The organism is Photobacterium japonica, from assembly GCF_050337005.1.
GTDB classification, from domain to species: domain Bacteria; phylum Pseudomonadota; class Gammaproteobacteria; order Enterobacterales; family Vibrionaceae; genus Photobacterium; species Photobacterium japonica.
The window spans coordinates 1-18,377 of sequence record NZ_JAKJSN010000026.1 but is presented as its reverse complement, the minus strand read 5'-3'; the positions used below and the strand labels follow the sequence as shown (position 1 = coordinate 18,377).

The window sequence follows — 18,377 nt, the reverse complement described above, 5'->3', positions numbered from 1 at the left end:
ATGTCTGAAGGTTTAACACAAGCGGCATATATTGTAGCTGCTCTCTTTTTCATCTTGAGTTTGGCTGGTCTGTCAAAGCAAGAGTCTGCCCGTACTGGTAACTACTTCGGTATTGCCGGTATGGCTATCGCGCTTATTGCGACCATTTTTGGTCCTGATTCGCAAGGTATCTCGTGGATCATTATTGCCATGGTTATTGGTGGTGGTATTGGTATTTACTACGCAAAGCGCGTAGAAATGACGGAAATGCCAGAGCTGGTAGCTATTTTGCATAGCTTCGTTGGTATGGCCGCGGTGCTGGTAGGCTACAACAGCTTTATCGAGCCACCTGCAATGGGTCTAGCTAATCCAGCGGACATGCATGCTGAGCATGTCATCCACATGGTTGAAGTGTTCTTGGGTGTCTTCATCGGTGCAGTGACCTTTACAGGTTCAATTGTCGCATTCGGTAAATTGCGCGGTATCATTTCTTCTTCTGCACTGAACATTCCGCACAAACACAAGTGGAACCTTGCTGCGATTGTGGTCTCAACGGCGCTCATGATTTACTTCGTGAAAGCAGACGGCAGCATGTTTGCTCTGATTGTGATGACGTTAATTGCGTTTGCATTCGGTTATCACTTGGTGGCATCCATCGGTGGTGCAGACATGCCTGTCGTTGTTTCAATGCTGAACTCGTACTCAGGTTGGGCAGCCGCCGCAGCCGGCTTCATGCTTGCGAATGACCTGCTGATCGTAACGGGTGCATTGGTGGGTTCTTCAGGTGCTATTCTGTCGTACATCATGTGTAAAGCGATGAACCGCTCATTCGTTAGCGTTATCGCCGGTGGCTTCGGTCAAACCGTGACGGTATCAAGTGACGAAGAAGAAGGCGAGTACCGTGAGGCGTCTGCTGAAGAAGTGGCAGAAATGCTGAAAGATGCACGCTCAGTGGTTATCACTCCAGGATACGGCATGGCAGTCGCTCAAGCTCAGTATCCAGTACATGAGATCACAGACAGACTGCGTCAGCAGGGGGTAGATGTTCGCTTTGGTATTCACCCTGTTGCGGGTCGTCTACCAGGCCACATGAACGTGTTGCTGGCTGAAGCGAAAGTCCCGTATGACATCGTGTTGGAAATGGACGAAATCAACGATGATTTCCCACAAACAGACGTTGTTTTGGTCATTGGTGCGAATGACACCGTTAACCCTGCGGCAATGGAAGATCCAAACAGCCCAATCGCTGGCATGCCAGTCTTGGAAGTGTGGAATGCCAAGCATGTTATCGTGTTTAAGCGTTCAATGAACACAGGTTATGCCGGTGTACAGAATCCATTGTTCTTCAAAGAGAACTCTCAGATGCTGTTCGGTGATGCGAAAGAAACATGTAACAAGATCCTTGAGCATCTATAAATAAATAGGGCGCAAGTTGGAAAGGGAGCTTCGGCTCCCTTTTTTTATGAAAATGGATTTAGATTTCTGACTCAACAGAATCATTTACTTCACAAATAGGAGTAACATCGTAATGACTTTCTGTTGTTTGCCATGCGGCTTTCGTCAACAAATCAGTCGGGATGGTGAAAATACCGAAGTCAATAAGCACGTTAAGTACAAGGCTTTTTCCCCACTGAAAGCTATAATCTGTTGTCACAACAGACTGTTTGCAGCCTTTTTTCTTAGCGATAACAGTGTGACGCTTCCCTCGCTCAACAGTAATATTGGTATAGTCATTACCTCGGTACTGGCCATTGATATATAGTTTTGTACCTTCTTCATGAGAACTAAAAGATAACTCTTCATTTGAACCGTTGGTGATAGTTGAACATCCGGTTACTGTTGCTGCGATCAATAAAGCTAAAATTTTTTTCATTTTTATATTAAGTATCAAGTGAATACGAGAGTCTTGCCTTGAATGGAGCTAAGCTCGAACAATTCGTCTACATGTGCCGAGATGAGAACGCATTTGTCTTGTACATTCATAGCATTATCAAATATGGTTCTTAAAGACATCGAACCTTGTTTTTAGGCGGTGGATAATACACGCTAGTAGTTCATATGAGTAGAATTTTGTTACCTATCTTTATGATAATTTTAGCCTACGTAGGCACTAGGCAAGCCTATGAAACTAAAAGGAAGTTTGAGATTTGGTGCATTCAGTAATGTAATTGGACTGATATGGCGGATTTGATGTTTTTTTGCGCTACCTTCTGCCTCGTGATTGAATTCTATAGTCTGTGCAGTTTAATACTTGATATTATTCGATTACTTAACCAGCAAGCGAATGACACTTCCCTGACAATAGTCGGGATTTGAATGATAGACTGCCCCCATGAAAAAATACGTCCTTTTGATCTCACTGCTACTGCTGGGCGCACCATCGGCCTTTGCGGAAAATTTACCAGAACGCTTAAATGCCGTTCGGTCTGAACTCTTGGCGAGTGAACCAATCGCGACCTATGATTTCAGGCAATTACAAAGCCAGTTCCCTAGTGCACTGATTTTGCATTCCTCATTGTTGCCACAATCTTCGGATTACCCGTTAAAAGCCTTACAGCGCCTTTATAAAAGCTCGATGACGTGTAAAGGACCTTGGCCTGTCACCCCGTTACTGACTCAACCCTTGGTGTTTACGCGCGCGATATGTAACCGTACGATTTTACCGATGGGATGGTTCGCCCGAGCGGGCTATATTCACCCAGGCGGGGGCAGTTACGCGCAACGTTATGTGCAAAAGTACCCGGACATGGTGGACAAGCTGAACCCGTTTTTGCATATCCAAGAACGTGAATTAGCGCCGACCAATACTGTTTTGGGGCGATTGCAGCGTATGAGCCATGAAGAAATTGAGGTTTTCACATCCGGCGCAGAAACCTTTGTTTCTAATGGCGAACTATGGATAAGAAACGGGAACGAATACCACATATACAGCCAACCGACGTGGTCACCTGTGATGGGGAAATTCGATGTGCATTTTACCCGTTTGAATCAAAGCGGCTTTTGTGTACTGAAAAGCGGCAATATTTGTTGGGAAGAAGAAGACAAATCACATTTAACCCTCTATCTCTTAGTTGGGTTATTAGTGGTGAATGTGGGCTTGCTTTTCGGGTGGGGCTTTTACCGTTGGCGCATTCGTCGACGTGCCATGCAAGAACGCATGCTCGTTCTGCAAATTCTCACGCACGAATTGCGTACACCGATTGCCAGCTTGGCCATGACAGTTGAAGGTTTCCGGCGTAACTTTGATGCTTTGCCCGAAACCTTATATGATGAGTTCAGGCGTTTAACCGAAGACTCACGCCGATTACGGCAATTGGCTGAGGCCAGTAAGGACTACTTACAAGCTAATCAGCAAGAACTCAGTGTTCAACACGTTGAATCATTTAATGAATGGGTTGAATACTTAAGTGAACCGTACGAGGTGACATTGGAGTTAGCCGATGATCGCCCCGTCGATGTGAACATCTATTGGCTGGGTACGTGTATTGATAACTTGCTATCCAATGCCAACAAATATGGCGTAAAGCCCGTAACATTAACATCATCGTTCAATAACGGAAAATTGATTGTAAGCGTTTCAGATAAAGGACAGCTTGGCTCAAAAGATTGGGCCAGATTAAGAAAGCCCTTCGTAAGTGAAAGAGGTCTAGGGCTTGGTCTTACTATCGTTGAATCGATGATATGCAGAATGGGTGGACGAATGAAACTGATAGGTCCCCCAACCACTTTTATATTGGAGATACCGTGTGAATCAAACTCTGCTTCTGGTTGAAGATGACCGCAACCTTGCCGATGGTTTACTCGAGAGCTTGAAAGAAGCCGGCTACAACTGCTTGTACGCTGACTGTGCAACAAATGTCGCGGCATTATGGCCGAACGCGGATCTCGTGATCCTCGATCGCCAATTGCCTGAAGGGGACTCTTTAAGCTTCTTACATACATGGCTTGGCCTTAAACATGTACCGGTGATTTTGCTCACCGCGATGGTGTCGGTGTCAGACAAAGTGATTGGCCTTGATTCAGGGGCGAAAGATTACCTGACCAAGCCGTTCGCCGAGGAAGAATTGCTGGCGCGTATTCGCCTTCACCTACGTACGGGGGCGCCGGATATGCCGATGACCAACGTGGTGAAAGTGGGCGAGATCAGCATTGATCTGGATAGCCGTGAAGTGTTGTTGGCAGATGCCTGCATTACGCTAACGCGCACGGAATTTGAATTGTTGGTTTTTCTGGCGAAAAATGCGGGTCGCGTTTTTACTCGTGACGAACTATTAGATCAGGTGTGGGGTTATAATCACTACCCAACAACACGTACCGTTGATACTCACATTTTGCAGTTGCGTCAGAAATTACCGGGCATTGAAATCGAAACCCTCCGTGGTGTGGGCTACCGGATGAAATCAGCGTAATAATGTCAAAACTGTCATTAACGTGTTCATTACTTCTGTTGCAGTCAGCATTTCTGGTGCCGACTGCAACGGCGAAGTGGTTCATGAACCAAGATATTTTCACTGTCGCGCACCAAAAACTGCTGGAAGGGCGCACCAATGAGAGTTTTGACTCCATAGTGCAAGCCTGGCAGCAAACCCCCTCTGCAGATCAGCAAAATAACCTCAATGCGCTCTTGCAACTGGCCATTACAGAAGATTGTGGGCATAGCCTTGATCGCGCGGTATTGCCGTCTTGGCTGACCAGCTTAGTGATCCAGCGTGAAATGGTGCAGAACCAAAATCAAGTGTTGCCGCGACTGGCCATTAACGGCACCGCTGATCGACGTATTACGGAGATCCAATTTATTCATTGGCCCGATCAAGTCGTGCTGTCGGCGACGCCGAAAATCAACAATGGTGGCTATTTCTCATTGGAAACGCGGCGATTGGAAAAGGCCAGCAGTGAAGGGTTGTACCAATTGGTGATCAATGCCGATGGTGATGTCAGCTTTAAAACCTGGGTGCTGATGACGCGACCGCAGAGTAAGCAGCAAATCGGCTGGATTGACAGTAGTAGCTGGCGCATTGAGCGTAACGGCTTGCCTGATCGCGCGTGTCCGTCACCGGTGTTGTCGATGAATGTCTATGATTTAGAGGACACCTCATGGACACCGCTGTGGACGGAAAACGTGGACGGTAAATTACCGACGACGCTACCCAAGCTGGATTTACCCGATGGTCGCTATTGGTTAAGCGTGGGGGTGATCGAAAGCCGCTGGCAAGGCGAAATCGGCATTTTAGATATTCAGAGCATCACTCGACCGATTGATCACTCAGGGCTGTAGTCTCACTGAGTAAAAGTTCCATAAGGTGCATTTCATTTGCATCTTATAAGTTGTATTATAGATGCATCTTATAAGCGCGGTGTAGTGAACCATGATGCAAATTCTTGATAATGAAAAAGAACAGAAAATTTTCCCGCTTTTTCGTCTCGCATTTCGACCTTTCTTTTTAGCAGGCAGTGCGTTTTCTGTTGTTGCCATGCTGGTCTGGGCGTTGTTTTGGGCTGGCCTGTTACAACCTACTGGCTGGATGTATAGTAATCCGATATGGTGGCACAGCCACGAAATGCTGTTCGGCTTTACCGGTGCTATTATTATCGGCTTTTTGCTGACGGCCGTACAAAATTGGACGGGAAATCCGGGCGTAAGAGGGCCAAAGCTTGCCGTGATTTTTGCTTGCTGGTTGATTGCGCGCGTTGCCTTATTGGTCGGTAGCCCACATTGGGTATGGATGCTGGTTGATCTACTTTGGATGCCACTTGCGGCTTACTTTCTTGCTGTCCCCATTCTTATCCGCAAGCAATGGAACAACCTCTTCTTTGTGCCATTAATTATCCTGATGACCGCACTGAATGCATTATTCCACCTTAATGCGTTGGGGCTGGGTCAGGCGTTGCACATTGCTTCGACCCATTCACTGTCGATGATGACCGTCATGGTGATCAGCCTGATTGTATTGATTGTGGGCGGCAGGGTCATTCCATTCTTTACTTGGCGTGGGACGAATACCGAAYAAATCACCCGTGTGAAAGGGCTTGAATTTGCTGCGTTAGTACCCAGTTGGTTACTGCTGCTGAATGTGCTGCTGTCGATTCCAGACGCCATTAATCGTTTTTCGTTGCCGGTGTTATTAACAGTCACGGCCGTTTGTCATTTGGCGCGCTTTCTTCGTTGGCGTACGCTTTCCACTTGTCGAGTGCCGTTGCTGTGGTTGTTGCATTTTGCCTATGCGGCCATGATTATCGGCCTGTTCCTATTGGCGATGCATTACACGGTGGGCGGTGTCAGTGAAAGTATTGCGCTGCACAGTCTGACGGTCGGCGGTATTGGCTGCATGGTATTGGCCATGATTGCACGTGTCTCGTTAGGGCATACCGGACGCAGCCTACAGATTGGCGTGATGATGAAAGTCGCGTTTGCCATGCTCGTATTGGCGACTTTAGTGCGTACATTGATGATTGCACTTTGGCCCAGCTTGACGTTATCCGGTTATGTGATTTCGGCCAGTTTATGGGCCGTGGCATACGCGATATTTACCGTCGTTTATTACCCCGTGCTAACACGCCCACGTGTGGATGGCCGTCCGGGCTAATAAGCAGATGACAATAGGGGACAAAATCCCTAAACTGGCTTTTTTTCTTGGATAAATGATTTATGTTTAACAACACACCGACACTGACCCATGCCCAGCAACAAGAAGCGGCAGATAAAATTCATGAGCTTATGGCACAAGGGTTCAGCAGCGGCGAAGCCATCATGATGGTCGCGAACGCAATCCGAGAAGCAGACGCACAAAAAAAAGCAGCGCAAGAGAACGATCAGTAACGTTATTCGTTCCGCTTAAAGAAAAAATCCCCAACGGTCATCGAAAGATGGCCGTTTTTTCGTCAAATCGTGTCGTAAATCCCAGATGTTTCATGTCGGTTGGGTACAATCAATCCTATATATCCTCTGAATCCATACCGTGAGTAAGGACAGAGTGAGAAGCGGGCATTGAACAGATTGGGGGGCAGATGAATAACCGATATCTCAAGGCGTGCACACTGGCACGGGCAAAGCATAAAGGGCAGATGTATGGCAGCCTGCCTTACTATGTCCATCTTGAAGCTGTTTCGCGCTTAGCCAGTCCTTTTGGTTCAAATGCGATGATCGTCGCGCAATTGCATGACGTGCTTGAAGATACAGGAACCAATATTAATGAATTGATTGCTGATTTCGGTTTTGTGGTAGCAGATGCGGTGAAATACATTTCAGACAGTCAATTAGATGACCGTCAGGCACGCAAAGCTGAGATTAACCACCGTTTGTCCATGCTGAGTACCGATGAAGAATCCGCTCGGCTTGCCCTTATTGTCAAAACCTGTGATCGACTGGCTAATGTACGGGCGAGCTTATCCAGCAAAGAAAATTACTATGAACAATACCAGATGGAACATGCCGCCTTTAAAAAGGCCGTGTATCGTCAAGGGCTGTGCGAGGCATTGTGGTGGGAGCTAGATAATTTGCTGCGCCATTCCGAAGCGTCATAGATTCACGTCGCTGTCGACGTGGTAAGACAGTGTAGATTGTGTAAAAGGGCGAAATGATAGCAATATCATTTCGCCCTTTTTCTTTTTGATTTACTCGAGAATCTCGGTATTCACAGAGTGTGCAATCACACCCTTATTCAGCGTCGTAAATGGTCGGGATTGGTTTACGCTTGTGCTGAGTGGCGTTGTAGATGCTCACAAGGCGATCCGTGACGGTTTGTTCAACCTCACGGCCTTCCAAGAAGTCATCGATTTGATCGTAAGTCACCATTAGCGCATCTTCATCGGCTTTTTGCGGCGCCAATTCTTCCAGATCGGCGGTGGGTACTTTATAGACCAACTGATCCGGCGCGCCCAATTTTGCAGCCAATGAACGCACTTGGCGCTTGTTTAGGCCAAAAAGAGGGGCAAGATCGCACGCACCGTCACCGTGCTTGGTGTAGAAGCCTGTGATATTTTCCGCCGAGTGGTCAGTGCCCAGCACTAATCCGCCTACTAAGCCAGCAATTTCATATTGTGCAATCATACGCATGCGCGCTTTTACATTGCCTTTGACAAAGTCAACCTTGCCAGCATCAGCCGGAATTAACCCTGTGCCTTCAAGCGCAAATAGGGTGCTTGCATGGCTGCCGTCAACACCGTCTTTGATGTTCACGCTCACAGAGTGTGATGGCTGAATAAAGGACAGCGCCAATTGCGCTTCATCTTCGTCTTGCTGTTCTCCGTAAGGCAGGCGAACGGCAATGAATTGGTAAGCGTCAGTATTTTCCTGCAGGTTCAATTCATCAACAGCCAACTGCGCCAAACGGCCACAGGTTGTTGAATCTACACCGCCACTGATCCCTAATACCAGCGACTGACAACGTGACTGTTTGAGTTTACGCTGAATGAATGCGATACGACGCGCGATTTCAAACTCGACATCAATTGTTGGCAATACGCGCATTTCTTGAAGAATGATCTCTTCCATAGTCAATGAATCCTCCGGGCATTGCCCGCTTTGTAACCACATGACGTAATGCAATGCAAAAAAAAAGTGAAATGCATTAAACCTTTTGTAAAATCATGCGATAACTCTATGTCAGGATCAATCCTCTCGTGATAATAAAATGGAATTATCAACAAAACGGCTTAAAAAAGGGGCATTCTAGACATGACAACATCAATCGCCGTCTTTGGTAGTGCATTTAACCCGCCAAGTATTGGGCATCAATCCGTGCTTGAGCGGCTTAGCCATTTCGACAAGGTGTTACTGGTTCCCAGCTTCCGTCATGCGTGGGGCAAGCAAATGTTAGATTACTCATCACGTTGTGAGTTAGTGTCAGCATTTATCGAAGACATTCAATTGCCCAATGTGACGCTGTCACGCGTAGAGGAAGACATTGCGGTTGGCACAGAAGCCATTACCACGTTTGCTGTGTTAGAAGCATTACAGCGAGCAGACCCAGAGGCCAACCTAACCTTCGTTGTGGGTCCTGATAACTTTATGAATTTCAGTAAGTTTTATCAGTCAGAGGCTATTATGGCGCGTTGGCAGGTACTGGCTTGCCCAGAAACGGTCCATGTGAGAAGCAGTGATATTCGTGAACATATTATCAATAGTCGTACTGTCTCACATTTAACAACCGAAAAAGTTGCTAAAATGTTACGTGATAATGTTTGGTACACTAAATAGGTTTTTGTTTCGATTGATGATTTGTCAATCCACTTACATGACATGTAGTAGCAGTAGAAAGATGTTGTTTTCTTACTTACTAGCGGGTTTGTCCTTAACGATAATGCCTGTTGACGTTAATGCGTGCGCCTCCCTTGATGAAGGGGAATTTGCGGCACTGTCGGAGACGCAGCAGAAGGCACACCTCGCTTCTTGTTCCAGTGATAAGCCCGTACTGATGCCATCAGATGCGGGAAATACCGCGATCCCAGCGACAGCGTCAACGTCTCAGCGAGATGACGTTTTACGTATGGAATGGTCAGATAAGAGCGCGCAAGCTCGTGGTACCTTTTGGGATAATTGGGCAAAAAAATTGGATTCCCCCGTTGTATCATCCAATTCGGATTCGAGCTTTTACGGGTTGGGCTTTTGGTTGCCTGACCGCTATGCAAAAGACGATGATATGCAATTTGAAAACACCAAAGACTGGTTGAAAAAGTACGGGTTGCAGATGAGTTTTGGGGTTGGAGGGGAAGATAACCAATCACCACGTGTGCGTTTTGATTACCGCTGGCATGAAGAGAGTGACTTAGATGACGTGTTCATCCAAGTTGAGATCCCGTTTCAGTAATGGGTGAGTCCTAAACTCAAACGACAAGGCAGCCGCACAGACATAGCGCGACTGAATGACGAAAAGCGGCGATAATTCTCGCCGCTTTTCGTTTTTTGCGCATCTATTTTTCATTGTGCCAGAATAGATGTACACAGGCTGTCAGTTTCTCGGCGCAGGCCTGTTATGTATCCCTTCACGTATTGACGGGGAGGGATCAATATTACAGTGATTCACCCAAGATAGGGTTCGCCATCGCGTTCAACAACTCGGGTGTTGTGTGTAACGCCTCTGCGATTTGTGCCACTTTGCGACCAGAGCGAGACAAGCGTGCGGCTTCTCGCATTAACAGGCATGTTTCAATTTCTTTGAGTGAGTAACCGATATACTTGGCGATGGTCGTCGCGATAGCTGCATTTGTGACCTTGTCACCTTTTAGCAGGTGCACCAATACATGGACGTGATCGGCGGCAAGCCCTGGCGCGATAGAGGCGCTTTTCACTTTTAGTTTGGATGCTTGGTCACTGAGCACTCGCAGTAAGTTGCCAGATTCCCCGCTCAACGGTAGGGTATCGCCGCGTTGTTGTGCCGATGCCAATTCATTCGCCACTGCAGCGATTAACGGTGAGACGGTGAAATAGCCAGCTTCACGGCATAAAGGCGTCGTTAGGCGGGCAGAAAATGCCAACGAGTGATAGTGCGTGCCCGGCAGTACAGTAACGGCATGTAAGCAGTCAAAGGGAATAAAAAAGCCTTGGCTGGCTGTTACCGTAAACTCTTGTTGCCCCAAGCGAATCAGCACGCAGCCTTGGTTGATGATCAACATCAAAGCGTGAGGACTTTTTCGACGTGCGCCGACATGGAGAAAGGTTTGTTGATGGGTAGAAAAATCGATGGCTTGTTTCATAGTGAATCTCTAGCAAAAATGCCCATACATATTGTTATTTTTTCCACTTAGCGTCAACTGAAGCACGTCACTAGAGTGAAAACTATTGGAGGATGCCGTAGGAATGTCGAATAATACACGGTTATTTGGTTGTATCTTAGGTAAAGTGGCGAAAGTTGTCGCAGTTTTTTCTGGTAAGACCTCCAACCATTGTAGGGTTTAGATTTATCTCATTGGGATCACTCTAAATTCTGCGTAAAATACCGCAGTTTATTAATTAATGAAGCCAAATTGTGCAAATAGATAACGACATTTACCAAGATATTCGTCCGTACAATGATGACGAAGTCAGCGGGGCGATTGAACGCCTGATCAATGATAAAGATTTCATTAATGCGATTTTGAATTATCGCTTCCCTCAGTTATCCGGCGTATTGGGCTGGGTACTGACGCCATTGATCAAACGTTTCTTGATCAAAAAATGGTCGAATGTGAAAACGGTAGCTGACGTACAGCGTCAGGTAGCCAAATACATGCATGGCACGATCAAGCATTCTTGTGACGGCGTCACGTATACAGGGTTAGAGAAGCTTGACCCAAAGCAGTCTTATTTATTTGTTTCTAATCACCGTGATATCGCCATGGATCCTGCCATGGTGAACTGGTGTATGTTCAATAATGGCTTCAACACCGTGCGTATTGCCATTGGTGATAACCTACTTAAAAAGCCCTGTGCGACCGAATTGATGCGTTTGAACAAGAGCTTCATTGTTCGCCGTTCGGCCAAAGCCCCCCGCGAAATGCTCAAAGCACTGGGTTTATTATCGAGCTACATTTCACATTCGCTTGAAACAGGTAATTCAATCTGGATCGCACAAAAAGAAGGGCGTGCAAAAGACGGTAACGATAGAACGGATCCTGCTATTTTGAAAATGTTCTTCATGGAAGGCCGTCAGCGTAAATTGTCTTTCCCTGAGTTCATGCCACAGTTGAACATTGTGCCGGTGTCCATTTCTTATGAAAATGATCCTTGCGATATTGCCAAAGCGAAAGAGCTGTACCAGAAGCAGACGCAGGGCAGTTATGAGAAAGGCGAATTTGAAGACATCGAGAGCATTATTCAGGGCATCGTAGGCCATAAGCGTCGTATTCACGTGAGCTTTGGCGATGTGATCCGTGATGAGTTTGAAACCCCCGACCTGTTGGCCGCTGAGATTGATCGCCAAATTACGCAGAATTACCATCTGTTTCCCGCAAACTACATTGCTGCGGGCATCGAGCATGAATCCGTGACAGACGCAGAGACTGCCCGTTTCAATGAGAAAGTGGCCGATCTGCCTCTGGGTGTGATAGACATTCTCAAAACCATGTACGCGACGCCGGCACTGAAAAAGCTGTCGTAAAGGCTGTTTAATAAGAAAGCACCACCTTGCCAGAGATAGCCCTGCATAACGCGAGGGACGATTTCTGAAAGTGTGGTGCTTTTTTATGCCTGTTACTAAGACTAAAATGACGGCTTGGGGTGCGGGTTAAATGTTCGGACAATGGCTTCCGGGCTAATAATATCCACACGACGAAACGCCTTCGCATCCGTTAACCCTTTCTCACTACTGCCCGCAGACACCAACTGAATCCGTTCTTCTTCAACCCCAAAGACAGATGAAATATAGATAGCCACACTGAAGGCGCGTTCAAATGACAGCGCAATATTGTCATTTTCATCGGTGAACTCATCGGCATGGCCAATCACTAACACATAACTGTCAGGGTGCTGCCGTAATCGCACCGCAATGGGGTCAATATTGAGCTGATCAGTGACCGTTAATGCGGATTGTGCTTCGGGGAAATACACTGTGGTACGGGCTTCCGGCAGCTTCGATAAGAGTAGTTTCGCATCAGGGAGATACAGGGATTCTGAACGGTTAACGGGGTGCGTATTACCGCCTTCAAGTAATGGGTTCGTGACGCTGTCACTGCCATTGCCACAACCAGCAAGTAAACTGGCAGTCATGAACAAGATGGTTGGTAACGTTAGCGGTATGACAGGGCGGCGCTGACAAAGAAAGCGACGGGGCTGTGGCTTAGACGCGTGGAAAAGCAAACAGAAGAAGCGCTGTAGAAATGTCATGATAGCGACCAGCCAACCTTAAAGTGACAGTGTTACTTTAAGGTTTAGCTGAAGCCGAATGAATCACAACGGCAAGAGTGAGATTTGGCGCTTAATAAGCTATCGGCGTGGCATTTTTGTAAGGCGGAGTCGCCATGCGCTCAGACATGAAGTCAATGAAGCAGCGGACTTTCGGCGCAAGGTATTTGCGACGTGGATAGACCGCATAAATGGGTAGCTCCAAATCTGCTTTCCATTCAGGGAGCAACGCAACCAGTTTGCCTGTCTCAAATTCATCCGTGATCAGATACGTGGCTAAATAGGCAATGCCCAGTCCAGATTTTGCGGCGTCTAACACCGCCGGTGCATTATCGATACGGTAGTTGCCACGCGCGCGAATAGACTGATGAATACCGTCACGGGTGAACTCCCAGTTTTCGTACTTTCGTTCTCGGCTTTGATAAGTGATGCAGTTATGTTGACGAAGATCGCCGGGCACTCTTGGCGCACCGTGCGCATCGACATATTCAGGCGACGCGACAACAGTAAAGTGGCAGTTCGCCAGTCTTCTTGCCACCATGCCTTCGGGCGGGTGTTCATGAATCGCGACCCAGCAGTCAAACCCTTCTTCAAGTAGGTTAGGGCGGTGATCAAACAGGCTGACTTCCAGCTCTAAATCCGGGTGGCTTTTTTGAAACTCAGCTAAGGCTGACGTGATATTGACGTTGCCGAAAGACTGCGCAATACCGATACGTAATACGCCTCGTATTTCATTGCGATACCCCGCAACCAACGCTTCCGCTTCATTTACGGTATCTAACAATTGCTGCCCGTATTCCGCGTACTGCAAGCCAATATCGGTCAATGCCACGGTACGCGTACTTCGCTGTACCAGCTGACAACCTAAACGTTCCTCTAACAGTCGGATCTGCTTACTGACTTGAGACTTTGAAATCGATAATCGCTCAGCCGCGCGGGTAAAGTTTTGTTCGTGACCGACAGTGGCAAGAATGACCATCTGTTGCAAGTTTTCAAGCATAACGAAAGACCAAATTTCGACAATTCAGACGAGTATATCATTGATTAGCCGCATGTAATGCGTAATCTCAACAAGGTGTGCACGTCATGGTGATTCATCAGTATTATCAATATATAAAATTGAAACTAACGATTTCATTAATCCTGTTGCTATGGATATGATAACGCCATCAATAGGAGGATCTATGTTCAAGGTAATGTGGCAGTTTTTTCTGCTCGGTCTTTATAGCTTTGGTGGGCCTGCGGCTCACATTGGGTATTTTCAGCGTGAATTCGTGCAAAAGAAACAGTGGTTAAGTGATCAAGATTTCACGCACGCTGTGGCACTTTGTCAATTTTTACCCGGTCCGGCAAGTAGCCAGTTAGGGATGTTTATTGGTTATAAAAAAGCCGGATATAAAGGCGCAGTGGCGGCATTTACAGGGTTTACCTTTCCGTCGTTTTTGCTACTGACATTTTTAGCCATTGGTAACCAACAATACAACGATGTCACTATTATCGACACCTTCATTCAGGCGGCCAAATTATTAGCTGTCGTTGTGGTCGCAGATGCCTTGTGGGGGATGGTAAAAAAGAACATTACCGATAAACTGACCGCGGGTATTGCGATAGCAACCGGGGTGAGCGTGTTCTTTACCTCGGGTTTACTTGGGCAAATCGTTCCAATCTTATTGGCGGCTGCATTAGGGTATGTGTTATCAGCACGTCAGTTAACGCACTCGAAGCAAACGGTAGAAACGTCACCAATTCGCCCGATCGTGTGGCTATTAGTGTTGTTTGTGCTGCTATTGGTTGGCTTACCGTTTGTTGCGCATACCTCAGAATACGCCCATTTATTCAACGTATTCTATCAAGCGGGTAGTTTCGTCTTCGGCGGTGGGCATGTCGTGTTACCTCTGTTAGAACCTATGCTAGAAGGGATGGTGGCACCTGATACCTTCCTGAGTGCTTACGCTTCGGCGCAGTTAGTACCCGGGCCAATGTTTACAATGGCGAGCTATCTTGGCGCATCGGTCATCACAGATAGCCCCGTGCTTGGCAGTTTGGTGGCAACGATAGCGGTATTCTTGCCGGGTAGTTTACTGTTGTTTGCCTTTTTACCGGCTTGGAATGCGTTGTTTAGTCACCAGGCACTGAAGAGTGCAATCCTGTTGGTGAATGCTTCAGTTGTCGGCTTGCTGGGCAGTGCATTTATTCAACCTGTTTTGACCTCATCCATCGGCAATGTGGCGGATGTAGTCGCGGTATTGGTGGGATTCTATTTGTTGAAATACCGTCAATGCCCGGTCTGGCTGCTGATTTTACTCTTTGTTGGCTACAAAATGGCTCTGTAATAGACGGCAATCTGCAGATAGACAGTGATGTATAAAGAAAAATACGGCCTCTTGGTCGTATTTTTTTATGACTCTAACGCACTATAATTTAATTGTGATGAACGCTTATTAAACTAATCGTTCGCATGAAATAATAGATACCATCGATTAAGGTCAAGTTAAGGGCTGAGCACTAGAATGGCGGATTAAATGACAGGTGACCCAGTAACGATATGGTGAAGAAAAACCCCGTTCGACAGAATTTAACCAACTTTGATGTGGCCAAGCAGATCAAAGAAGAAATCAGCGCGATGGAAGACAGATTATTTAGGAAAATACTGTTAGTCGCTATCGGCAGCGTAGTGAGTATCACGTTGTTTATCGTGGTGTATGTGTCATCGAATGCCAATGTTGTACGAGACTATGCGGCAGAAGCTATGCGAAAAGCCTTTCAAGCGGAGCAGGCCGTACAGATCATTGATGAAGCCGCCGGCACGCATTTTTTAGATCAGTCATTTCCAGATTCATCCTTTTCACCGTCAATATTCTCGGACTCATCGTTTATGGATGCTTCGTCGTTAGATCAGGATCAATCCGACTTGGATCAATCAAAAGAAAGGCCGCAAGAATAGCAGCCCGAGAGTTTATAGCAGTTAGATTTGTGACAAATCGAACAGGGGGGTCTACTTAAATACCCGACCTACATCTGAATAACTAAAGCATGGTTTTTAATCAGCAGTTCAGGTCTTGCTGTTTTTAATGCTGATTGTTTAAAGTCATCTTCATTGAGTCGGTAAACTGGGCGGGTCAGTAAGAACTGGCCAACCATCTCAATAACCGGCGTGAGCAATTGCTTCGTCGGCAAGTTCAATGAGTTCGGTTGAATGTCGATGTTTTCAACGTTTAAATCATTAAGGAAAATGGCGCCCTCGGCTTTGTCGTAATACGGCACCGCACTGAAGCTAACGTTAAGGTTAACCGTTTGTGGCTTTTGACCGTAAATGGTGACGTTGGCTTCAGATTTTGCATCCAAGTTCACGCGGTCATTGGCAACGCGGCCAATACCGACTTTAATATCATCGAATTTCACATTTGCGTGCGCAATGCCTCTTATTCCTACAGTGCGCTCAAACTTCGCTTTATCATCGAGATAATGCTGCATATCTTGTTCTGTGACGCTATAACTTGCACACGACGATAACAACATACTGCACGCGAAGGCCGCGAGGATTACATACACTTTTTTCACTTTTGACATCTCTTATCTGACTTATTTTGATTATTATCAAAAACGTCCAATTATGCCTGTTCATAAATGAGACATAAAGGCAATGCCATCAGTTATCCCTGTTTTTTATCCTACCTGCAGTAWTTAAATTCTTCTTTGTACAGTTTGTTTAGTTTTTTATGATATTTAACACCTTGCTCGACAGAGTAGCCTGAGCGCATTTTTTTCTGAATGTTAGTGATTTTTGATTGTACTTTTTTGCATTGCTTCGCCTTACTTTTTACACCCGCTTCAGCATGCAATGGCATGACGACAAACGTAGTAAGGAGAAACAGGGGAATCAGTATGCGGAGGACGCGGTTTGAAATCATCGTGAACATGCAAAGCCTTGCCTATTTTATCAGTGTGACTTATTGGGTAAGTGACCATGCTATATCAAGAAATAACGATGCGGTTTTTTCAACGGCGATAATCGGTGAGCGGCAACAGAAGGGGTGAAACAGTTAATCATCAATTACATGGCGATGATGCACATAAAGATGTTGAACCATATAGAAGGATTTGCATAGACAGTAAAAGCATCAAGCCCCTAAACGGGGCAAGACTGAGTGCGGAAGATCTGTAAATCGGGTAGGGCGTCCTTATGCGGATTCGGCGAACAATAACTCGATATTGTAATTGTCGCGGCTTAGCGTATTTTTCAGTTTTTTCAGCGAACTCACCTGCAGTTGGCGAATACGTTCACGGGTTAAGCCCACTTCGTCAGCCACCTGTTGCAACGTTTGTGCTTCGTAGCCCAACAAACCAAAGCGACGGCAAAGAATTTCTCTGTCACGCGCATTCAAGCTTTCTAGCATTGTAATTGCCAAGCGGCTGATGTCTTGCTTGTTGACTTCGTTGTCTGGCTGCATACCGCCTTCATCAGCAATGAAAGCAGCAATGCTCTGTGAATTAGAATCTTCCGAGATTTGCTGGTCAATAGAGACAACGGGCGCATCGTAAGCCAACACACTTGAAACTTCATTCACCGAACGGTCCAGCGCTGCTGCGACTTCTTCGTGTGTAGGTTCCTGGTTGGTCTTCTTCATCAGGTTTTTGTGCGTACGTAAAATCGTATTAATTTCTTTTGATACGTGTACCGGCAAGCGAATAGTGCGGGCTTGGTTATGAATAGCACGTTCGATGGTTTGCTTGATCCACCACGTCGCGTAAGTGGAGAAACGGAACCCACGCTCAGGGTCAAACTTTTCAACGGCGGTGATTAAACCGATATTCCCTTCATCGATCAGATCGCTCAGTAGCATACCACTGCTACGGTACTTCTTCGCAATGCTGACGACCAGACGCAAGTTGCTCTCAATCATGATGGCTTTTGACGCATCATCACCCACCAACGCTTTACGGCTGTAAAGCACTTCATCTGTTTTTGACAGTAACGGTTTGTGTGCGATTTCTTGTAGATATAGATGAATAACGTCTGCATCAAAACTGTTTAGCTCTTGTGATTTGATATCCATATCCCACCCCTAATAAAAAGTGAAAGCCAAATAAATGTAATATTTTTGTTTTAAATTGTTACATACTCACGGTAACATGAATACATGGCGTATACCACTAGGGAATGCAGATTATTTGGTTATATACGTATCAATCAAGCGGCATGGCTTGTTAAATTGTGATGAGTGAACGGAAAATACCGATTAAATGACAATAAGCTCAATTATAGAGTCTAGGTATTGAGGCTAACAAATGTAATGAGGAGTAGTGGGTTTTCGATAGAAAATAGAAAGAAGAACAGCGGGGTAATATTTCGCATCAAAAAATAATAACGCCATTTATCTGCTTTTAATTGATCGTTAGCTGACCAAATATATATAAGAACCATAAATAATGTGTTGATTAACATGGTTTTTATTTAGCCAGCAGTAATGGCGTTCATTCGCTTGAAATGTTTGTTTTACAGTGAGTTAATTTGAATAGATAAAAATGAAATGCTGGATAATCTCAATCTAAAATATAGCCATGAATTACAGGCGAATTA

Annotated in this window: 19 protein-coding genes; 12 read left to right on the top strand and 7 right to left on the bottom strand. The window is 46.0% G+C overall.

Going from position 1 to position 18,377, the window contains the following annotated elements; translation table 11 throughout:
• Positions 1 to 1,395 (top strand): Re/Si-specific NAD(P)(+) transhydrogenase subunit beta, encoded by a 1,395-nt coding sequence (gene pntB / locus L4C36_RS11460; RefSeq protein WP_428477936.1) that lies wholly within the window; start codon positions 1 to 3, stop codon positions 1,393 to 1,395.
• A 58-nt stretch (positions 1,396 to 1,453) separates the two neighbouring features.
• On the opposite strand, the gene L4C36_RS11455 is transcribed toward pntB, so the two are convergent.
• Positions 1,454 to 1,852 carry a hypothetical protein gene (locus L4C36_RS11455; protein WP_428477935.1) on the bottom strand — a complete coding sequence of 133 codons (399 nt, stop codon included), beginning with the start codon at positions 1,850 to 1,852 and terminating at the stop codon, positions 1,454 to 1,456.
• 459 nt (positions 1,853 to 2,311) lie between these two features.
• On the opposite strand from L4C36_RS11455, the gene vxrA reads away from it, so the two are divergent.
• The 6 genes from vxrA (at position 2,312) to L4C36_RS11425 (ending at position 7,500) form a co-directional block, all read left to right on the top strand.
• Positions 2,312 to 3,751, top strand: coding sequence for a sensor histidine kinase VxrA (vxrA, locus tag L4C36_RS11450; protein WP_428477934.1), 1,440 nt, complete (start codon positions 2,312 to 2,314; stop codon positions 3,749 to 3,751).
• Entirely contained in the window at positions 3,726 to 4,388 is a 663-nt protein-coding gene (locus L4C36_RS11445) for a response regulator transcription factor (RefSeq protein WP_428477933.1), read from the top strand. Before vxrA ends, L4C36_RS11445 begins: the two co-directional genes overlap by 26 nt.
• A gap of 2 nt (positions 4,389 to 4,390) precedes the next feature.
• Entirely contained in the window at positions 4,391 to 5,254 is an 864-nt protein-coding gene (locus tag L4C36_RS11440) for a DUF2861 family protein (RefSeq protein ID WP_428477932.1), read from the top strand.
• A gap of 91 nt (positions 5,255 to 5,345) precedes the next feature.
• Positions 5,346 to 6,563: an NnrS family protein gene (locus L4C36_RS11435; RefSeq protein ID WP_428477931.1), complete on the top strand. Its 1,218-nt coding sequence runs from the start codon at positions 5,346 to 5,348 to the stop codon at positions 6,561 to 6,563.
• A 62-nt stretch (positions 6,564 to 6,625) separates the two neighbouring features.
• The gene (locus L4C36_RS11430; RefSeq protein WP_428477930.1) at positions 6,626 to 6,796 is read left to right on the top strand and encodes a YoaH family protein; all 171 of its coding nucleotides are present in this window, start codon (positions 6,626 to 6,628) and stop codon (positions 6,794 to 6,796) included.
• Between the two features lie 188 nt (positions 6,797 to 6,984).
• A complete protein-coding gene (locus L4C36_RS11425) occupies positions 6,985 to 7,500 on the top strand; it encodes a phosphohydrolase (RefSeq protein WP_428477929.1) in 516 nt (171 codons plus the stop codon).
• A 133-nt stretch (positions 7,501 to 7,633) separates the two neighbouring features.
• Here the strand turns inward: L4C36_RS11425 and nadE are convergent, their stop codons facing one another.
• Positions 7,634 to 8,470: an NAD(+) synthase gene (gene nadE, locus L4C36_RS11420; RefSeq protein ID WP_428477928.1), complete on the bottom strand. Its 837-nt coding sequence runs from the start codon at positions 8,468 to 8,470 to the stop codon at positions 7,634 to 7,636.
• A gap of 183 nt (positions 8,471 to 8,653) precedes the next feature.
• Here nadE and L4C36_RS11415 point away from each other — a divergent pair, with 183 nt between their 5' ends.
• Together L4C36_RS11415 and L4C36_RS11410 are read left to right on the top strand one after the other, a co-directional pair.
• The gene (locus tag L4C36_RS11415) at positions 8,654 to 9,175 is read left to right on the top strand and encodes a nicotinate-nicotinamide nucleotide adenylyltransferase (protein WP_428477927.1); all 522 of its coding nucleotides are present in this window, start codon (positions 8,654 to 8,656) and stop codon (positions 9,173 to 9,175) included.
• A 61-nt stretch (positions 9,176 to 9,236) separates the two neighbouring features.
• Entirely contained in the window at positions 9,237 to 9,785 is a 549-nt protein-coding gene (locus tag L4C36_RS11410) for a hypothetical protein (RefSeq protein WP_428477926.1), read from the top strand.
• A gap of 202 nt (positions 9,786 to 9,987) precedes the next feature.
• Here L4C36_RS11410 and L4C36_RS11405 read toward each other — a convergent pair whose 3' ends face one another.
• On the bottom strand, positions 9,988 to 10,671 hold the full coding sequence (locus L4C36_RS11405) for an AraC family ligand binding domain-containing protein (RefSeq protein WP_428477925.1): 684 nt from the start codon (positions 10,669 to 10,671) through the stop codon (positions 9,988 to 9,990).
• A 272-nt stretch (positions 10,672 to 10,943) separates the two neighbouring features.
• Between L4C36_RS11405 and L4C36_RS11400 the strand changes: the two genes are divergently transcribed.
• A complete protein-coding gene (locus L4C36_RS11400; protein ID WP_428477924.1) occupies positions 10,944 to 12,053 on the top strand; it encodes a 1-acyl-sn-glycerol-3-phosphate acyltransferase in 1,110 nt (369 codons plus the stop codon).
• A gap of 101 nt (positions 12,054 to 12,154) precedes the next feature.
• Here L4C36_RS11400 and L4C36_RS11395 read toward each other — a convergent pair whose 3' ends face one another.
• Both L4C36_RS11395 and L4C36_RS11390 read right to left on the bottom strand, forming a co-directional pair.
• Positions 12,155 to 12,778, bottom strand: a complete 624-nt coding sequence (locus L4C36_RS11395; protein WP_428477923.1) for an OmpA family protein — start codon at positions 12,776 to 12,778, stop codon at positions 12,155 to 12,157.
• A 91-nt stretch (positions 12,779 to 12,869) separates the two neighbouring features.
• Positions 12,870 to 13,796: a LysR family transcriptional regulator gene (locus L4C36_RS11390; protein ID WP_428477922.1), complete on the bottom strand. Its 927-nt coding sequence runs from the start codon at positions 13,794 to 13,796 to the stop codon at positions 12,870 to 12,872.
• A gap of 184 nt (positions 13,797 to 13,980) precedes the next feature.
• Between L4C36_RS11390 and chrA the strand changes: the two genes are divergently transcribed.
• Together chrA and L4C36_RS11380 are read left to right on the top strand one after the other, a co-directional pair.
• The gene (chrA, locus tag L4C36_RS11385; protein WP_428477921.1) at positions 13,981 to 15,129 is read left to right on the top strand and encodes a chromate efflux transporter; all 1,149 of its coding nucleotides are present in this window, start codon (positions 13,981 to 13,983) and stop codon (positions 15,127 to 15,129) included.
• 212 nt (positions 15,130 to 15,341) lie between these two features.
• A complete protein-coding gene (locus L4C36_RS11380; RefSeq protein WP_428477920.1) occupies positions 15,342 to 15,740 on the top strand; it encodes a hypothetical protein in 399 nt (132 codons plus the stop codon).
• Between the two features lie 68 nt (positions 15,741 to 15,808).
• Here the strand turns inward: L4C36_RS11380 and L4C36_RS11375 are convergent, their stop codons facing one another.
• Entirely contained in the window at positions 15,809 to 16,315 is a 507-nt protein-coding gene (locus L4C36_RS11375) for a YceB family lipoprotein (protein WP_428477989.1), read from the bottom strand.
• 662 nt (positions 16,316 to 16,977) lie between these two features.
• Positions 16,978 to 17,853: an RNA polymerase sigma factor RpoS gene (gene rpoS, locus L4C36_RS11370; RefSeq protein ID WP_428477919.1), complete on the bottom strand. Its 876-nt coding sequence runs from the start codon at positions 17,851 to 17,853 to the stop codon at positions 16,978 to 16,980.
• Positions 17,854 to 18,377 lie beyond the last annotated feature (524 nt).